The sequence below is a fragment of the Ruminococcus sp. BSD2780120874_150323_B10 genome (assembly GCF_015553695.1).
In the GTDB taxonomy this organism is placed as follows: Bacteria; Bacillota; Clostridia; order Oscillospirales; family Acutalibacteraceae; genus Ruminococcoides; species Ruminococcoides intestinale_A.
The window spans coordinates 1-16,255 of record NZ_JADNHD010000003.1 but is presented as its reverse complement, the minus strand read 5'-3'; the positions used below and the strand labels follow the sequence as shown (position 1 = coordinate 16,255).

The window sequence follows — 16,255 nt, the reverse complement described above, 5'->3', positions numbered from 1 at the left end:
TTGACCACCTATCAATGGAGGAAAACTGATGAAACACGGTAAAAAATATGTTGACGCAGCTAAGCTCGTTGACAAATCAAAATTATACGAACCAGGCGAGGCTCTTGAAACTGTTATCAAGACAAGCACCGCTAAGTTTGATGAAACCGTTGAGCTTCATGTAAAGCTCGGTGTTGACAGCCGTCACGCTGACCAGCAGGTTAGAGGCGCTGTTGTACTCCCTAACGGTACAGGTAAAAATGTTAGAGTTCTTGCAATTTGTAAGGGCGCTAATGAGGAGCTTGCAAAGGAAGCAGGTGCTGACTTTGTAGGTGCTGAGGATATGACTCAGAAGATTCAGCAGGAAAACTGGATGGACTTTGATGTTCTTATCACAACTCCTGACTGCATGGGTCTTGTAGGTCGTTTAGGTAGAATCCTTGGCCCTCGTGGTCTTATGCCAAACCCAAAGGCAGGTACTGTTACTCCTGACATTGCTAAGGCTGTTAAAGAAGCTAAAGCAGGTAAGATTGAGTACCGTCTTGACAAAACAAACATCATTCACTGCCCAATCGGTAAGGTAAGCTTTGGCGCAGAAAAGCTCGGCGAGAACTTCGATACACTTATGGAAGCTATCGTAAAGGCTAAGCCAGCTGCTGCAAAGGGTCAGTACATTCGTTCAGTTGCCATTGTATCAACAATGGGACCAAGCGTTCGTATTTCACCTGCTAAGTTTGGTGTTTGATTATAATTACTTTAATGTTTACACCTTTGGTGTGAATATAAATTCGCTGTTCTAAAGACAGCAGGTGCAATATGCATAAAGGTTATACCGCCTGCCGAGGAAGATGCAATTTTACATTATTTTTGTATTTTTGCGGCAGTCCGAGGTCTAATCGGACTGCCTTGTTTTTTAAGAACTTTAGATACTGCGTTTAAAAAATTTTGGAGGTGAAATAATTGCCAAGTCAAAGTGTTTTAGAGCAGAAGAAAGTCATCGTTGAAGAACTTACAGCAAGACTTAAGAACTCTGTTACAGGTTTAGTTGTTTCATACGAGGGTATCAATACTGAGGACGATACAAAGCTTAGAAAAGAACTTCGTGAAAACAATGTACACTATTCAGTAGTTAAGAACACACTTTTATCTCGTGCTTGTGATGAAGTAGGTCTTGAGGGCATTAAGCCTGTTCTTGAGGGTACAACAGCTCTCGCTACAAGCGACAGCGAATACGCTGCTGCTGCAAGAATCCTCTGCAACTATGCTAAGGATCACGATAACTTTAAGGTTAAGTCAGGTTACCTTGACGGCGCTGTTATTGATATGGATACAATCACAGCTCTTTCAAAACTTCCTACAAGAGATGTACTTCTCGCAAATGTACTTGGTGCATTCCAGGCACCGATTGCTTCTTTCGCAAGAGCTATTCAGGCTGTTGTTGATAAGGGCGGTGTTGAGGCTTGTTTAGCAGCCGCAACAGAAGAGGCTCCTGCTGAGGAACCTGCTGCAGAATAATCTGCAATATTAACTTAAATTTTACAACTTATTATATCGGAGGTAAATTAAAATGGCATCAGAGAAAATTACTGCTATTATTGAAGAATTAAAAGGCCTCACAGTTCTCGAGCTTTCAGAGCTTGTACACGCTGTAGAGGATGAGTTTGGTGTATCAGCTGCTGCTGCAGTTGCTGTTGCAGGTCCTGCAGAGGCTGCTTCTGCTGCTGCTGAGCAGACAGAGTTTGATGTAGTTCTTAAGAGTGCTGGCGGCAACAAGATTGCTGTTATCAAGGCCGTTCGTGAGATCACAGGTCTTGGTCTTAAGGAAGCTAAGGCTCTCGTTGACGGCGCACCTAAGACTCTTAAAGAGGCTGTATCTAAGGACGAGGCTGATGAGATCAAATCTAAGCTCGAAGCAGCCGGCGCTGAAGTTGAAGTTAAGTAATTTAATTTCCAAAGTTTTTTATCCCGACGGATTTATCCGTCGGGATTTTTTGTTTGGCTTTTTATTAAGATTTCTTTATCAAAAATTAGGTAATTATGGTTTAGCTTAATTTATTGCAATGTTAAAATGCATAACTAAAAGATTTGGTCGACCTTTTTAAAGGTCGTGGGTGTGGGCAAAGCCCACAAATATTTTCTGCTTACGCAAACTAACGATAGCCAAACAACTTGCTGTTTGGCGGTTTGAACACAACGGCGAAAGCCTTTGCGAGAGCAATAAAAGAAAATACACTTCATTTTCATAGTCAACGCAATGCGTTGACTATGCTTTTAGCGTTTCTGCTTATAATGGCTGTCGCCTGTTTTGCCAAACTTAAGTGCAAGCACGCAAACAGCGTGGCTGTTTGCGCACGATAAATTGTAGTATCGGAATATATTATGGGCGCTACCCAAACTCGCAAGCCTTTAAAAAGGCTTGACCTAAATTTTTAATTATTTCACTTAAGTTGTGTGATAAACCACAACACCCACAACCTGACCAAACTTTTATAATTATTTTGCTAAGTGTTCTATTAAAAACTTAAAAAGATATAAAATAAAAGCTCCTCAAAAACGAGGAGCTTTTGATATGCATATAAAACTATAAATTAATCAAAGAACTTAGCGTGGATAGCCTTAACAGCCTTATCTGCGTCGTTTTCGTCAATAAGAACAGAAACCTTGATTTCGCTTGTGCTGATCATCTGGATGTTTACCTGTGCATCGTAAAGAGCCTCAAACATCTTTGTAGCAACGCCTGCGTGGCTTTCCATACCTGCGCCGACGATTGAAATCTTAGCTACGCTCTTGTCAACGAGGATTTCTGTACCGTCAAAGTTCTCAATGTAATCTTTGAGAGCCTCGGCAGCTTCGGCACCTCTTGACTTAGGAACTGTAAAGCTGATGTCTTTCTTGCCGTCGTGACCGATTGACTGAAGAATAATATCTACATTGATATCCTTAGCAGAAAGTTTTGAGAAGATTTTAAAAGCAAGACCTGGCTCGTTAGGAATACCTGTTACAGAAATTCTTGCAACATCTGTATCTTTAGCAACGCCGCTGATTAACATTTTTTCCATTTTTGTTTTCTCCTTTACTATTGTACCCGATGCTCTTGTCATACTTGAGAGGACTTCAAGCTCGATGTTATATTTTTTAGCCATTTCAACTGAACGGTTGTTGAGTACCTGTGCGCCGAGTGTAGCAAGCTCAAGCATTTCGTCATAAGAAATTTCTTTGAGCTTTCTTGCGTTTTCAACTTTTCTTGGGTCGGCTGTATAAACGCCTTCTACATCTGTGTAAATCTGACAAAGGTCAGCGTGCATTGCAGCTGCAATAGCTACGGCGCTTGTATCGGAACCGCCTCTGCCGAGAGTTGTAATATCGTCTGTTTTAGCAAGACCCTGGAAACCGGCAACAACAACAATTCTCTTTTTGTCAAGTTCATGACGGATACGGCTTGGGTCAACCTTTTTGATTCTTGCGCTTGTGTGAATGTTGGTTGTTTCAAAACCTGCCTGCCAACCAAGAAGTGATACAGCAGGGTAACCAAGCTTTTCGATAGCCATTGCAAGAAGTGAAATAGAAATCTGTTCACCTGCTGCAAGAAGCATATCTTTTTCTCTTTTTGAACCATTTGGATTAATTTCTTCGGCTTTTGCGATAAGATCGTCTGTGGTGTCGCCCTGTGCAGAAACAACAACTACAACATCGTTGCCCTTAGCGTATGTTTCTGTTACGATTTTAGCCACATTCATTACACGCTCAGCATTTGCTACGGAGCTACCGCCGAATTTCTGAACTATCAAACTCATGTCCTTTTACTCCTCTTTCAATTATAAATCACCTATGCGGATTTTTGAAATAACCTTTGCACCTCTGCTTTCGAGTGCTGCGATTTTTTCAATAATTTCACCATAGGGTAATTGCGCTGTTACAAAGGCAATCTCGCCCTCTGGGCTGTCAGCCTTTTCAATTTTATCTATACAGCCGAATACTTCCTGAGCAAGCTCGAATGTTGTGTTTGCTCTGATGTACATTGCTGTTACCGACTCCTCATAAGGAAGAATATTGTCGCCGTTGCCGTCTGCCCAGAACAAGAACTTTCTTGTCTTTAAGTGTTTGCAGCAGTCAACTACATCGGCTACAACTGCACTTGCTGTTGGGAGCTTACCTGCGCCCTTGCCGTAGAATACTACATCGCCTGTGCAGTCGCCTCTTACCATAATGCCGTTGAACTCATAGTCAATGTTAGCAAGCTGGCTTTTGTTTGGTACAAACATAGGAGCAACGATTATATCAATCTTGCCGTCGTCGAGGCGCTTAACTCTGCCGATAAGTTTAATAACGCAGTTGTAAGCCTCTGCATATTTTACATCTTCAAGAGTAATCTCGGTGATGCCCTCTGTATGTACAGATTTCGGATAAACATGCTTACCGAAAGCAAGGGAAGCAAGAATACAGATTTTGCGGCAAGCGTCGTGACCTTCAATATCTGCGGCAGGGTTTCTTTCGGCAAAGCCGAGATCCTGTGCAAGTTTGAGGGCAGCGTCAAACTGCATACCGTCCTCAATCATCTTTGTGAGGATGAAGTTTGTTGTGCCGTTTAAAATACCTGCAATTTCATCAACAATATTTGCTACAAGGCACTGACTGATTGGGCGAATAATCGGAATACCGCCGCCAACCGATGCCTCAAATAAGAAGTTTACATTTTCGTCTTTTGCAATCTGTAAAAGCTCTGCACCGTGAGCCGCAACTAACTCTTTATTTGATGTTACTACGCTCTTGCCGGACTTAAGGCACTTCTTTACAAAGTCATATGCAGGGTTAAGACCGCCCATAACCTCAACAACAACTCTTACTTCTCTGTCGTTTAAGATGTCGTTAAAGTCCTTTGTAAATCTGTCGGCCAAAGGGCTGTCGGGAAATTCACGCAGGTCAAGAATGTGCTTTACATAAATTTCTTCTCCGATGCTTGCAAAAAGCTTCTGTTTGTGTGTTGTAAGAATTTCGGCTACGCCTGAGCCTACAACGCCGTGGCCCATTATTGCTACTGAAATCATATTCTAAATCCTTTCCTTTCAGTTTGGAATTTATAACTCCCTTATGTATTTAATGAAGAACTGCCTGTAAGCAGACAGTTCTTCAAGATAAACTGACTTAAGCTCCCGGAGCAGATACATTTCCTCCGCTTTCTTCAGGCTTAGGCTCTTCGCCGCCCTGGCTTTCGGCAGATGAGGTATCTCCGCCGCTTTCTTCAGGCTTAGGCTCTTCACCGCCTTGGCTTTCGGCAGAAGAAGTATCTCCGTCGCCACCGCCTGAGTGACTTTCGTCACCGGAATAAGAGCTGTCTGAATAATTAGATGATGAATCGTAATTATAATCATCGTAATTATCGGAATCGCTTGAGTCGTAGTAACCGTCCCAACCGCCGTTTGAAGGCATATTGTCCTCTGTGTAATAACCTACATATTTGCCTGAAACATTTTCGGTTGATACAATAAGACCCGAATAAGGGCTGTACTGTGCTTCAATAAGGTTAGACGGGAATTTGAAGTCCTTGTGCTCCATACCGCTTAAGTACGAGCTCATAACCTTGTTGAATGTGCTGGTTGCCACTGTTGTATTTGAAATTGTGTGTGGGTTGTCAAAACCTGTCCAAATTGCAAGAGTTGCATAAGGTGACATACCGCAGAACCATGAGTCCTTGTCGGCATCGGTTGTACCTGTCTTACCGATAATATCCCAACCGCTGATTCTTGCCGAACCTGCGTTTGTATTGACTGAATTGGTTACATTGTAGTGGAGAAGTCTGTTCATAATAGCGGCTGTTGTCGGAGAGTAAGCCTGCTTTGGAACAGCGTTTCTGTTGTCGATAATAATATTGTCTTCGGAGTCTGTGATGTAGTAGTAGGTATATGGGTTGTAGTAAAGACCGCCGTTGCCCATATAGCTGTAAGCTGATGCCATTTCACGGACTGTAACACCGCCTGTAAGACCGCCGATTGAAAGACCGCCCGAGTTGTAAGCGTCCTCTTCGCTAAGGTGTGAAAAGCCCATTTTTGTAACTACCTGTTCGTAAGCCACGCTTGGACCGCCAATCATTTTCATAGCCTGTGCGGCTGTACCGTTTGAAGAAATTTCGATAGCGTCAGGCAAAAGCATTGTGCCCTTGTAACCTGCGTACCAGTTTTTAGGACCCGATACAAGTTCGCCGTATTCGTTGGTTTCGTACTTTTCAAGAGGTGCGTCCTCAATTTGAGATGAGAAGTAAAGCATCTTGTTGTCGATTGCATAAGGATAAACTACAACAGGCTTGATAGAAGAACCCGGCTGGAGAGATGACATTGTCGCTCTGTCCCAGCTTAAAGCCTCTGTCTTTTTGTTTGAGCTGCCTACGGTAGCGATTACTCTGCCGTCAAACCCCATAAGCGTCATAGCTATCTGTAATTCGGGGTCGTTGCTTTTGTCAATGTTTTGAGCTGCATTTTCCATCATTTCCTGTGCTCTTATATCCATAGCGCAGTAGATTTTAAGACCCTCTGTGTAAAGCTTATCGGAAGCAGCGTCTTCACTGATGTTGTAGTATTGTGCAAGGTCCTTTTGAGCGTCATAGAAAAGCTCGTCGATGTACCAGTTCTGAATGTAACCGTCGTCGTTGTCGTCTTCATCGTCACGATCGCTTGTGTAGCCTACAAAAGTCATATTTGCAGACTCTTTCATAGCGGCATCATATTCGTCCTCGGTGATTTTGCCCTGGTCATACATTTCGTTTATGATGATTTCTCGTCTGATTTTATTGTTTTCCGGATAAGAAAGAGGATTCCATTTTGAGGGGTTTTGAGTAATGCCTGCGATAGCCGCACATTCTGCGATAGAGCAGTTTTCAATACTCTTGTCAAAATAAAGCTGTGCTGCCGACTCAACGCCCTGACAGTTGTTGCCGAAGTTTACAACATTGAGGTAAGCCTCAAGAATTTCGTCCTTTGTATATTCGTTCTCAAGCTTGAGCGCTTTGCAGATTTCACGCATTTTTCTTGTGAGAGAAACTTCGTTGTCGTCTGTTATATTCTTGATAAGCTGTTGAGTAATTGTAGAACCGCCGTAAGAATCTGTGCCCGAGGCAAGACTTACTACGGCAGAGAGGGTTCTTGTCCAGTCAACTCCGTGGTGGTCGAAGAAACGCTTGTCCTCAATGGCAACAACGGCGTCTTTCATAGCCTGCGGAATCTTTTGGTTGTCAACCCAAATTCTGTTTTCTGTGCTGTAAAGAGTTTGATACTGTTCAAACTTGCCGTCTGAATTTTGTACCATAATAAAACTTGTCTGGTTAAGCGATTTTGCTCTGAGGTCAATGCCTGTCGGTTCGGACGCAAGGCTCGCAATGTAAATTCCGAGCGAAATAACTGCGATAAGACCCGCAACAACGCATACCGAGAAAATCGTAAAAATAAATTTACCGAGCGCCTTGAAAAATCTTTTTATCGGATTTACCTTGCGAACGGCAGGGTTAATCTCCGGCTGAATATCTTTATATTGACTGATGTCTGTTTCACGCTTGTTACGCATAATTTCTCCTTCTTTGACAAAAACAAAGTTAATCTCTTAAATTTTATCCAAAAACAAAAAATATCAGTTAATGATTATTATACCACTTGAGAATAAAAAAATAAATATATAAAGCCAAATTTTTCTTAAAAAATAAGCCTTTTACAAAGAAAAATTTTATATAATATAATGTAATATATGTATAATAATACAAATAAGCGGAAATATATAGTTAAAACAGTTAAAAATAAAGCTGAATTTATTGCCGAGAAAGTATTGAATTTAGCAAATTACAGGGAGTTTTTGATGTGAAAAAGCTTATTTGTGCAACAGGAATCATATTAATAGCTTGTGCGGTAACGGGAAATTTATTTACCGCAGGTACAGATGCGTCGGCTCAAACCGTACAGCAGAGCAATACCGAGAATAAGTGTGAGGAAGATGTTTTTATCCTGAAAATAGAGGACGGCTATCTGAATGTTTATTATAAAGAAAGCGGTAATATTTACCTGAAAACGGGAACTATGTCCTCAAATTTGCCGAAAAGCGATGTAATGCAACTTGAAAAAGGTGTTGAAATTACAGGGAAGGAAGCGCTTAGAAGAGCAGTGGAGGACTATTGCAGTTAAAGATTTTTAAAAGTTATTAATAAACTATGTGGATTGCCAATAAAAATAGAAAAGATTAAAATTGCTTGTTGATGTAAACTACACTATTTTGCATTATGTGTATTGACAATTTATGTAATTTGCGGTAGTATTTAAACAATAGTGTAAAACTGCAATTATGAACAAATGTTGTTTTGCGTTATGCTCAAAAACACAAAGCAGACGCAGAAACACAAAAAAGGAGAATGTACATATGATTTCTACCGTTATTGATAAATCACTCGGTCTTGAATTTCCTATTTTTCAGGGCGGTATGGCTTGGGTAGCAGACGCTTATCTTGCAGCCGGTGTTTCAAACGCAGGCGGTCTCGGCCTTATTGCCGCAATGAATTCAAACGGAGAACAGCTCCGTGCCGAAATTAAAAAGTGTAAAGAACTTACAGACAAGCCTTTCGGTGTAAATATTATGCTTATGAGTCCGTTTGTCGAAGAGGCGGTTCAGGTTGTTATCGAAGAGGGCATAAAGGTTATTACAACAGGCGCAGGTAACCCCGGTAAGTATATGCAGAGGTGGCTTGATGCAGGTATTAAAGTTATCCCTGTAGTTCCGAGCGTTGCTCTTGCAAGAAAGATGGAAAAGTTAGGTGCATTCGCAGTTATTGCAGAGGGCGGTGAGTCAGGCGGCCATGTAGGCGACCTTACCACAATGGCTCTTGTTCCGCAGGTAGTTGACGCTGTAAACATTCCTGTAATTGCAGCAGGCGGTATTGCAGACGGCAGACAGATTGCTGCGGCATTTATGCTCGGCGCTGTAGGTGTACAAGTAGGCACAAGATTTTTGGTTGCCACAGAATGTACAATCGCACAGGAGTACAAGGACAAAATCATAAAGGCAAAGGATATTGATACAGTTGTAACAGGTAAAAGACTCGGTCATCCTGTTCGTGCTATCCGTAATTCCTTTACCCGTGAATATACAAAGGCAGAATACAACTCATCGGAAGTAAGTGACGAAGAACTTGAAAAGATGGGTGTCGGCAGATTAAGACTTGCTGTAAGAGAGGGCGATGTTTCGCACGGTACGGTTCTTGCAGGTCAGGTTGCCGCAATGGTAAAAAAAGAACAGCCTGCAAGAGAAATCATTACAGAAATGTTTGCTCAGGCTGAAGAAGTATTGAATGGAGCTACAAAATGGGTAAAATAGCATTTGTTTTTTCAGGCCAGGGCGCACAGTACAGCGGAATGGGCAAGGAACTTTACAATAATTCTCCTGCCGCAAAGAGCGTATATGATATGGCAGACGGTATCCGCAAAGGTACATCTGCACAGTGCTTTGAGGGTACAACAGAAGAACTCTGCAAAACAGTAAACACACAGCCTTGTGTATTTACGGCAGACCTTGCTGCTGCGAGATTCCTTGAAGAAAAGGGTGTTAAGGCTGACTGCGTTGCAGGCTTTTCACTCGGCGAAATTGCGGCTCTTGCCTTTTCGGGTATTCTTTCGGACGAAGAAGCTTTTAAACTTGTTTGCAAGAGAGGCGAGCTTATGGATAAGGCGGCGACCGAAAATCCGGGTGCGATGGCTGCCGTAATGAAAATTACTCCCGAAAAAGTTGAAGAAGTTTGCAAGGGCTTTGACAAGACATATCCTGTAAACTATAACTCGCCTGCACAGACAGTTGTTGCTACAACAAACGAAAATGCAGAGCCTTTCTGCGAGGCTGTAAAGGCTGCCGGCGGCAGAGCAAAATTGCTTGCGGTAAGCGGTGCTTTCCATTCACCGTTTATGGCAGATGCGGCAAAGGGTCTTGCGGAGTATATGCAGGACATTGAGTTTGCACAGCCTAAAGTAACAATTTATTCAGACTATACAGCAAAGCCGTACGAGGGTGACTACAAGGAACTTGTAAGAGCACAGGTAGAAAATCCCGTAAGATGGCAGACAATTGTTGAAAATATGATTAAAGACGGTGTTGACACATTTATTGAAATCGGTGTCGGCAAGACTTTAACAGGACTTATCAAGAGAATTGACAACAGCGTTAAGGCTTTCAAGGTGGAAACACCCGCTGATTTTGAAGCACTTGACCTTTGATTTTGGAGGATATTATGAAATTTGAAAACAAGACAGCCGTTATTACAGGCGGTTCAAGAGGTATCGGTCTTGCAATAGCTAAAAAACTTGCAAGTCAGGGCGCAAACATTGCTATTCTTTATGTTGGCGATGAGAGCGAGGGCATTGCCGCAAAAGAGGCTCTTGCAGAGTACAACACAAAGGTTGAGCAGTATTTCTGCGATGTTTCCGATTTTAACGCATCAAAAGAGGTTGTTGACAAGGTAATCGAGAACTTCGGCGGAATTGATATTCTTGTAAATAACGCAGGTATCACCCGTGACAAGCTCGTTCTCAATATGGACGAAAAAGACTTTGACGCAGTAATCGGCGTAAACCTCAAGGGTACATTCAATATGATTAAGCATACCTACAAGCACTTTATGAAAAAACGCTACGGCAGAATTGTAAGCACTTCTTCTGTTGTAGGTATTATGGGTAATGCGGGTCAGGCTAACTATTCGGCATCTAAGGCAGGCATTATCGGTATGACAAAGTCTGTTGCCAAAGAGCTTGCGGGCAGAGGCGTTACTGTTAATGCCGTTGCTCCGGGTTACATCGGCACAGATATGACAAACGCACTTTCAGACAAGGTAAAAGACGCTATGAAAGCACAGATTCCTGCAAAGCGTATCGGTACACCTGAAGATGTTGCAAATGTAGTTGCGTTCCTCTGCTCTGATGACGCCGCCTATGTAACAGGCGAGGTTATCAAGGTTGACGGCGGACTTGCAATGTAATCGGAGGTGCTTTAATGAGAAGAGTAGTAGTAACAGGTATGGGTGCAATCACCCCTGTAGGTAACGATATAGATACAATGTGGGCAAATATGCTCGCAGGTGTAAACGGTGTTGAAAAAATCACATCATTTGATACTTCTGACCTCAAGGTTCACCTTGCAGGTACTGTAAAGAACTTTGAGCCGGAAAAATATATTGAAAAAAGAGAGTTAAGAAAGCTCGATATTTACTGTCAGTACGCTATTGCGGCAGCACAGCAGGCTGTAGACGACAGCGGAATCCTCGGTAATATTAACGAGGAGCGTTTCGGTGTGTACATCGGCGCAGGTATCGGCGGACTTCACTCATTTGTAAACAATGTAACTGCACTCAACGAGGGCGGCCCGAGAAAGGTATCTCCTTTCTTTATTCCGATGATGATCGGTAACATTGCCACAGGTAATGTAGCTATCCGCTTTAAAGCAAAGGGCGTTTCACTTTCGGTTATGAGCGCTTGTGCAACAGGTACACACTCAATCGGCGAGGCTTTCCACGCAATTAAGGACGGTTATGCAGACGCAATCATTGCAGGCGGCACAGAGGCGGTTATTGCTCCTCTTACAATCGCAGGCTTCCAGAATATGAAGGCTCTTTCTACAAACGAAGATCCCGAAACAGCATCACGCCCGTTTGATAAAAACCGTGACGGTTTCGTAATGGGCGAGGGTGCAGGTATGCTCGTACTTGAAGAATATGAGCACGCAAAGGCAAGAGGCGCTAAGATTTATGCTGAATTTGCAGGTTACGGCAATACTTGTGACGCTCACCATGTTACAGCTCCCGACCCTGAGGGTGCAGGACTTGCAAGAGCAATCAAAATTGCTATGGCAGAGGCCGGCACAACCGATGACGATCAGCTTTATATCAATGCTCATGGTACTTCAACCCACTTAAACGACCTTACCGAAACAATGGCGTTCAAGTCGGCTCTCGGCGAAAAGGCTTACGATGCAAATATCAGCTCAACAAAGTCAATGACAGGTCATATGCTCGGCGCAACAGGCGCAATCGAAGCTATTGTTTCTGTTCTTACTCTCCGTGACGGTATGATTCCGCCAACAATTCACTTAAATGAGCAGGACGAAGAACTTGACCTTAACTACACACCGAACAAGGCAGTTAAGCGTGATGTAACAGTTGCCGCATCTACAAACCTCGGTTTTGGCGGTCATGACGCTTGCGTAGTATTTAAGAAAATCTGATTCGGAGGGCTGTATTTATGTATTCTAAAAACGATGTTAAAGAATTTATCGAAATGCTTGAAGGCTCATCGCTTTCGGTACTTGAAATAAAAAACGGTGACGGTTCGGCTATCCGTCTTGAAAAGGCAATTTCTGCCGCTCCTGCCGTTGTAATGCAGGCAAATGCTCCTGCATCGGTTAACGAATCGGCTCCTGTGGCTGCTCCTGCAGCACCTGCCGCTCCGTCGGCTCCTGTTGCCGAGGGCAAAACAATCAATTCTCCTATTGTCGGCGTATTTTATGCCGCTCCGTCACCTGACAGCAATCCTTATGTTTCTGTGGGACAGAAAATTTCAAAGGGTGACACAATCTGCATAGTTGAAGCTATGAAGTGTATGAATGAAATCCAGTCAGAGCTTGACGGCGAGGTTACAGAAGTTCTTGTTAAGGACGGCGACCTTGTTGAGTACGGTCAGCCTCTGTTCAGAGTTAAATAAGGAGTTACAATGAATCAGGAAGAAATCAAAAAGATATTACCGCATCGTGACAATATGCTGCTTGTTGAAGAGGCAGAAAAAATCGACGATGTTACCTCAAAGGGAAGATATACAATCAAGGGCGACGAGTTCTTTTTACAGGGACATTTTCCGGGCAATCCTGTTGTTCCGGGTGTTATTCTCTGTGAAATGATGGGACAGTCGGCTTGTTGCCTGCTTGCGGGCAAGGTTGAGGGATGCACACCTTTCTTTACAAAAATGAACAATGTAAAGTTTAAAAATCAGGTAAAACCCGGCGATACACTCGAAAGTGTATGTACTCTTACAAAGAGCAAGGGTGTGTTCTATTTTATTGATGCAAAAGGTTATGTTGACGGCAAGCTTTGCGTAAGTGCCGAGCTTTCTTTTGCTCTTATTCCAAATAATAAGTAACTTATTGCAAATTTTCTTTTGGAAGTGATAAAATGTTTTCAAAAATACTTATAGCCAACCGAGGAGAAATTGCAGTAAGAATTATTCGTGCTTGCCGAGAAATGGGTATCAGTACAGTTGCAATATATTCTGAGGCGGACAAAAACGCAATGCATGTTCAGCTCGCTGACGAAAGCTATTGTGTTGGCGGCAGCAGAGTTGCCGACAGCTATCTTAATATGCCTGCTATACTTACCGTTGCCATTGAAAGCGGCGCACAAGCCATTCACCCCGGCTATGGTTTGCTCTCGGAGAATGCAAAATTCGTTTCTCTTTGTGAGCAATGTAACATAAACTTTATCGGCCCTACATCAGAGATGATAAAATTACTCGGCGATAAGGACAATGCAAGAAAAACAATGCGTGCGGCAGGTGTTCCCGTAACACCCGGCTGCGATATTATAGAAGACCCCGTAAAAGCAAGGGAAGAAGCCGAAAAAATCGGTTTTCCGCTGCTTATAAAGGCTCGTTCGGGCGGCGGCGGAAAGGGTATCCGCAGAGTAGACTGCATTGAGCAGTTTGACGAGGCTTTTGCGGCGGCGTCTTCGGAGGCACAGTCTGCTTTTGGTGACGGCGCATGTTATATGGAAAAGTTCATTCACCCCGTAAAGCATATAGAGATGCAGCTTTTGAGCGACAAATACGGTAATACTATATGTCTGGGTGAAAGAGAATGTTCAGTCCAGCGTAAAAATCAGAAGATGATTGAGGAAAGCCCAAGTCCTGCGCTTGATGACAGAACCCGTAAGGAAATGATGAAAGCGGCTGTAAAGGCTGCAAAGGCTGTAAATTATGTCAATGCAGGTACTGTTGAGTTTTTGCTTGATATGAATAATAATTTCTACTTTATGGAGATGAATACCCGTCTTCAGGTTGAACACGGTGTTACCGAGATGGTAACAGGTCTTGATATTGTACAGTGGCAGATAAGAATTGCGGCAGGCGGAAAACTTACAAGAACCCAGGACAGCATTTTTACACACGGAAATGTTATTGAGTGCCGTATTAATGCAGAAGACCCGGAGCACGGTTTCAGACCGAGCTGCGGAAGAATTAAGCGTTTGCATATACCGGGCGGTTCTTTTGTCCGTTTTGATACAGCTGTATTTCAGGATTATTTTATTCCGCCTTACTATGATTCGATGATCGGCAAGCTCATTGTTCAGGCAAGAAGCCGTGAGCTTGCGATAAGAAAGATGAAAATGGCTCTTTCGGAGCTTACCATTGACGGAATTGACATCAACCGTGACTTGCTTGCCGAGATTTTGTCGGACGAGCAGTTTGTCAGCGGAGAATATACTACTGACTTTATGCTTGATTTTGAAAAAAAGCATAAGGACGGAAAGAAGTAATAGGCTATGGATTTATTTGCTTTTGTAAAACCGAAAAATGAGCTTGAAAGCAGACCCGAGGAGCAGACCAATGTACCGTTTGTTCCCGAGGAAATGTGGACAAAATGCCCTAAGTGCGGCACTATGCTCCTTACAACAGATATGGAAGAAAACTTCCGTGTCTGCACAAAGTGCGGTCATCATTTCAGAATGAATGCAAAACAGCGTGTGGCACTTCTTGCCGATGACGGCAGTTTTTGCGAGCATGACGCCAATATGGCAAGCAAAAATATTCTCGATTTTCCAGGCTATGACCAAAAGCTTGAAAAAGCAAGAGCCACAGGTTCAAAAGAATCCGTAATGTGCGGTGAATGTAAAATCGGCGGTATTGACGCAGTGCTTTGCGCAATGGATTCCGATTTTATGATGGGCAGTATGGGTACGGTAACAGGTGAAAAAATCACCCGTGCTTTTGAATATGCTACCGAAAACGCACTTCCGGTTATAGTTTGCACTGTATCGGGCGGCGCTCGTATGCAGGAGGGTATTCTTTCCCTTATGCAGATGGCGAAAACTTCCGGTGCGGTTAAGCGCCACAGCGACAGCGGACTTTTATACATAACAGTTCTTACCGACCCTACAACAGGCGGTGTTACTGCGTCTTTTGCTATGGAGGGCGATATTATCCTTGCCGAGCCCGATACTCTTGTAGCTTTTGCAGGCCCGAGAGTAATTGAGCAGACTCTCCGTCAGAAACTCCCAAAGGATTTCCAGACATCGGAGTTTGTAATGCAGAAAGGTTTTGTTGACGCTGTTGTAAGCAGAAACGCCCTGAAAGCTACACTTGTAAAATTGCTTAAGATGCACGGATACGGGGAGGTGTCGGAATAATGTCTGCTTATGATAAAGTTATGGCGGCGAGAGATGCCAATAAAATTACAACTGTTGATTACATAAATCATATGTTTGGCGACAGCTTTTTTGAACTGCACGGCGACAGGAGATATTCCGACGATAAGGCAGTTGTGGCAGGCCTTGCTATGTTGCACGATATGCCTGTAACCGTAATCGGAATTGAAAAGGGCAGAAATACAAAAGAGCGTATGGAGCGCAATTTCGGACAGGCTCATCCGGAGGGCTACAGAAAAGCTCTAAGACTTATGAAACAGGCTGAAAAGTTCCACCGTCCTGTTCTTTGCTTTGTAGATACCAGCGGTGCTTACCCGGGAATCGGAGCGGAAGAAAGAGGTCAGGGACAGGCTATTGCCGAAAACCTTATGGAGATGATGACTTTAAAAACACCCGTGCTTACAATTGTTGTGGGTGAGGGCGGCAGCGGCGGTGCGCTTGCACTTGCTGTTGCAGATGAAGTATGGATGATGGAAAATTCTGTTTATTCCGCAATTTCTCCGGAGGGTTGTGCGTCTATCCTTTGGAAAGACAGTTCCAAAGCTCCGCAGGCCGCAGAGGCACTCAAACTTACTGCGCAGGATTTATTTGACTTGCATGTAATTGAGCGTATTATCAGAGAGCCGAGGGCAGAGGATGCCGCTATGTTTGAGAGTCTAAAGCTCTTGATTCAGAGAACTTTTGAAAAAAATCTTGCACTTACCGACGAAGAACTTACAAATGCCCGTTATGAAAGATTCAGAAGAATAGGTGCCGATTTATAATTCTAAGTATAACCGTCTGTGGTGACCCCCAAAAGTTAGATTTGAAAGCGTAGTGGCTTTTAGCTGCTACGCTTTTGTTATGCAACTAAGGCAT

The 16,255-nt window shown here is 43.2% G+C and carries 16 protein-coding genes and 1 other annotated feature; of the genes, 13 read left to right on the top strand and 3 right to left on the bottom strand.

Annotated features, from left to right (window positions below; genetic code table 11):
- The first annotated feature begins 28 nt into the window (after positions 1–28).
- From rplA to rplL, 3 genes are all read left to right on the top strand, one after another.
- Complete coding sequence (gene rplA / locus I2E21_RS02680; protein ID WP_022235553.1) at positions 29–724, top strand: 50S ribosomal protein L1; 696 nt, start codon at positions 29–31, stop codon at positions 722–724.
- A gap of 33 nt (positions 725–757) precedes the next feature.
- Positions 758–900, top strand: a sequence feature (ribosomal protein L10 leader region).
- Positions 901–939: 39 nt separating this feature from the next.
- Positions 940–1,494: a 50S ribosomal protein L10 gene (rplJ, locus tag I2E21_RS02675; RefSeq protein WP_022235552.1), complete on the top strand. Its 555-nt coding sequence runs from the start codon at positions 940–942 to the stop codon at positions 1,492–1,494.
- Positions 1,495–1,546: 52 nt separating this feature from the next.
- Positions 1,547–1,921: a 50S ribosomal protein L7/L12 gene (gene rplL / locus I2E21_RS02670; protein ID WP_186936003.1), complete on the top strand. Its 375-nt coding sequence runs from the start codon at positions 1,547–1,549 to the stop codon at positions 1,919–1,921.
- A 646-nt stretch (positions 1,922–2,567) separates the two neighbouring features.
- Here the strand turns inward: rplL and I2E21_RS02665 are convergent.
- The 3 genes from I2E21_RS02665 to I2E21_RS02655 all read right to left on the bottom strand — a co-directional run bounded on the left by I2E21_RS02665 (position 2,568) and on the right by I2E21_RS02655 (position 7,530).
- Positions 2,568–3,773: an aspartate kinase gene (locus tag I2E21_RS02665; RefSeq protein WP_195410340.1), complete on the bottom strand. Its 1,206-nt coding sequence runs from the start codon at positions 3,771–3,773 to the stop codon at positions 2,568–2,570.
- Between the two features lie 21 nt (positions 3,774–3,794).
- Positions 3,795–5,024: a homoserine dehydrogenase gene (locus tag I2E21_RS02660; protein WP_195410339.1), complete on the bottom strand. Its 1,230-nt coding sequence runs from the start codon at positions 5,022–5,024 to the stop codon at positions 3,795–3,797.
- Positions 5,025–5,121: 97 nt separating this feature from the next.
- Entirely contained in the window at positions 5,122–7,530 is a 2,409-nt protein-coding gene (locus I2E21_RS02655; RefSeq protein ID WP_022235548.1) for a transglycosylase domain-containing protein, read from the bottom strand.
- Positions 7,531–7,817: 287 nt separating this feature from the next.
- Here I2E21_RS02655 and I2E21_RS02650 point away from each other — a divergent pair, with 287 nt between their 5' ends.
- The 10 genes from I2E21_RS02650 to I2E21_RS02605 all read left to right on the top strand — a co-directional run bounded on the left by I2E21_RS02650 (position 7,818) and on the right by I2E21_RS02605 (position 16,161).
- Positions 7,818–8,138 carry a hypothetical protein gene (locus tag I2E21_RS02650; RefSeq protein ID WP_022235547.1) on the top strand — a complete coding sequence of 107 codons (321 nt, stop codon included), beginning with the start codon at positions 7,818–7,820 and terminating at the stop codon, positions 8,136–8,138.
- A 232-nt stretch (positions 8,139–8,370) separates the two neighbouring features.
- Complete coding sequence (fabK, locus tag I2E21_RS02645; RefSeq protein WP_022235546.1) at positions 8,371–9,321, top strand: enoyl-[acyl-carrier-protein] reductase FabK; 951 nt, start codon at positions 8,371–8,373, stop codon at positions 9,319–9,321.
- Positions 9,309–10,211, top strand: a complete 903-nt coding sequence (fabD, locus tag I2E21_RS02640) for an ACP S-malonyltransferase (RefSeq protein WP_195410338.1) — start codon at positions 9,309–9,311, stop codon at positions 10,209–10,211. The genes fabK and fabD overlap by 13 nt, the downstream gene beginning before the upstream one ends.
- Before the next feature lie 14 nt (positions 10,212–10,225).
- Complete coding sequence (gene fabG, locus I2E21_RS02635; RefSeq protein WP_022235544.1) at positions 10,226–10,969, top strand: 3-oxoacyl-[acyl-carrier-protein] reductase; 744 nt, start codon at positions 10,226–10,228, stop codon at positions 10,967–10,969.
- A gap of 14 nt (positions 10,970–10,983) precedes the next feature.
- Positions 10,984–12,210 carry a beta-ketoacyl-ACP synthase II gene (gene fabF / locus I2E21_RS02630; RefSeq protein WP_195410337.1) on the top strand — a complete coding sequence of 409 codons (1,227 nt, stop codon included), beginning with the start codon at positions 10,984–10,986 and terminating at the stop codon, positions 12,208–12,210.
- 17 nt (positions 12,211–12,227) lie between these two features.
- The gene (gene accB / locus I2E21_RS02625) at positions 12,228–12,686 is read left to right on the top strand and encodes an acetyl-CoA carboxylase biotin carboxyl carrier protein (RefSeq protein WP_186935991.1); all 459 of its coding nucleotides are present in this window, start codon (positions 12,228–12,230) and stop codon (positions 12,684–12,686) included.
- Between the two features lie 9 nt (positions 12,687–12,695).
- Positions 12,696–13,118, top strand: coding sequence for a 3-hydroxyacyl-ACP dehydratase FabZ family protein (locus I2E21_RS02620; protein WP_022234170.1), 423 nt, complete (start codon positions 12,696–12,698; stop codon positions 13,116–13,118).
- A 32-nt stretch (positions 13,119–13,150) separates the two neighbouring features.
- Positions 13,151–14,509 (top strand): acetyl-CoA carboxylase biotin carboxylase subunit, encoded by a 1,359-nt coding sequence (accC, locus tag I2E21_RS02615; RefSeq protein ID WP_022234171.1) that lies wholly within the window; start codon positions 13,151–13,153, stop codon positions 14,507–14,509.
- A 6-nt stretch (positions 14,510–14,515) separates the two neighbouring features.
- Positions 14,516–15,379: an acetyl-CoA carboxylase, carboxyltransferase subunit beta gene (gene accD / locus I2E21_RS02610; RefSeq protein WP_178587006.1), complete on the top strand. Its 864-nt coding sequence runs from the start codon at positions 14,516–14,518 to the stop codon at positions 15,377–15,379.
- A complete protein-coding gene (locus tag I2E21_RS02605) occupies positions 15,379–16,161 on the top strand; it encodes an acetyl-CoA carboxylase carboxyltransferase subunit alpha (RefSeq protein ID WP_022234173.1) in 783 nt (260 codons plus the stop codon). The genes accD and I2E21_RS02605 overlap by 1 nt, the downstream gene beginning before the upstream one ends.
- Positions 16,162–16,255: the final 94 nt, after the last annotated feature.

Coding starts and splice junctions, on each gene's coding strand:
- I2E21_RS02605 (WP_022234173.1), top strand. CDS start 15,379: ATGTCTGCTTATGATAAAGTTATGGCGGCGAGAGATGCCAATAAAATT.
- accC (WP_022234171.1), top strand. CDS start 13,151: ATGTTTTCAAAAATACTTATAGCCAACCGAGGAGAAATTGCAGTAAGA.
- fabK (WP_022235546.1), top strand. CDS start 8,371: ATGATTTCTACCGTTATTGATAAATCACTCGGTCTTGAATTTCCTATT.
- accD (WP_178587006.1), top strand. CDS start 14,516: ATGGATTTATTTGCTTTTGTAAAACCGAAAAATGAGCTTGAAAGCAGA.
- accB (WP_186935991.1), top strand. CDS start 12,228: ATGTATTCTAAAAACGATGTTAAAGAATTTATCGAAATGCTTGAAGGC.
- I2E21_RS02655 (WP_022235548.1), bottom strand. CDS start 7,530: ATGCGTAACAAGCGTGAAACAGACATCAGTCAATATAAAGATATTCAG.
- fabG (WP_022235544.1), top strand. CDS start 10,226: ATGAAATTTGAAAACAAGACAGCCGTTATTACAGGCGGTTCAAGAGGT.
- I2E21_RS02665 (WP_195410340.1), bottom strand. CDS start 3,773: ATGAGTTTGATAGTTCAGAAATTCGGCGGTAGCTCCGTAGCAAATGCT.
- fabF (WP_195410337.1), top strand. CDS start 10,984: ATGAGAAGAGTAGTAGTAACAGGTATGGGTGCAATCACCCCTGTAGGT.
- fabD (WP_195410338.1), top strand. CDS start 9,309: ATGGGTAAAATAGCATTTGTTTTTTCAGGCCAGGGCGCACAGTACAGC.
- rplA (WP_022235553.1), top strand. CDS start 29: ATGAAACACGGTAAAAAATATGTTGACGCAGCTAAGCTCGTTGACAAA.
- rplL (WP_186936003.1), top strand. CDS start 1,547: ATGGCATCAGAGAAAATTACTGCTATTATTGAAGAATTAAAAGGCCTC.
- I2E21_RS02620 (WP_022234170.1), top strand. CDS start 12,696: ATGAATCAGGAAGAAATCAAAAAGATATTACCGCATCGTGACAATATG.
- I2E21_RS02660 (WP_195410339.1), bottom strand. CDS start 5,024: ATGATTTCAGTAGCAATAATGGGCCACGGCGTTGTAGGCTCAGGCGTA.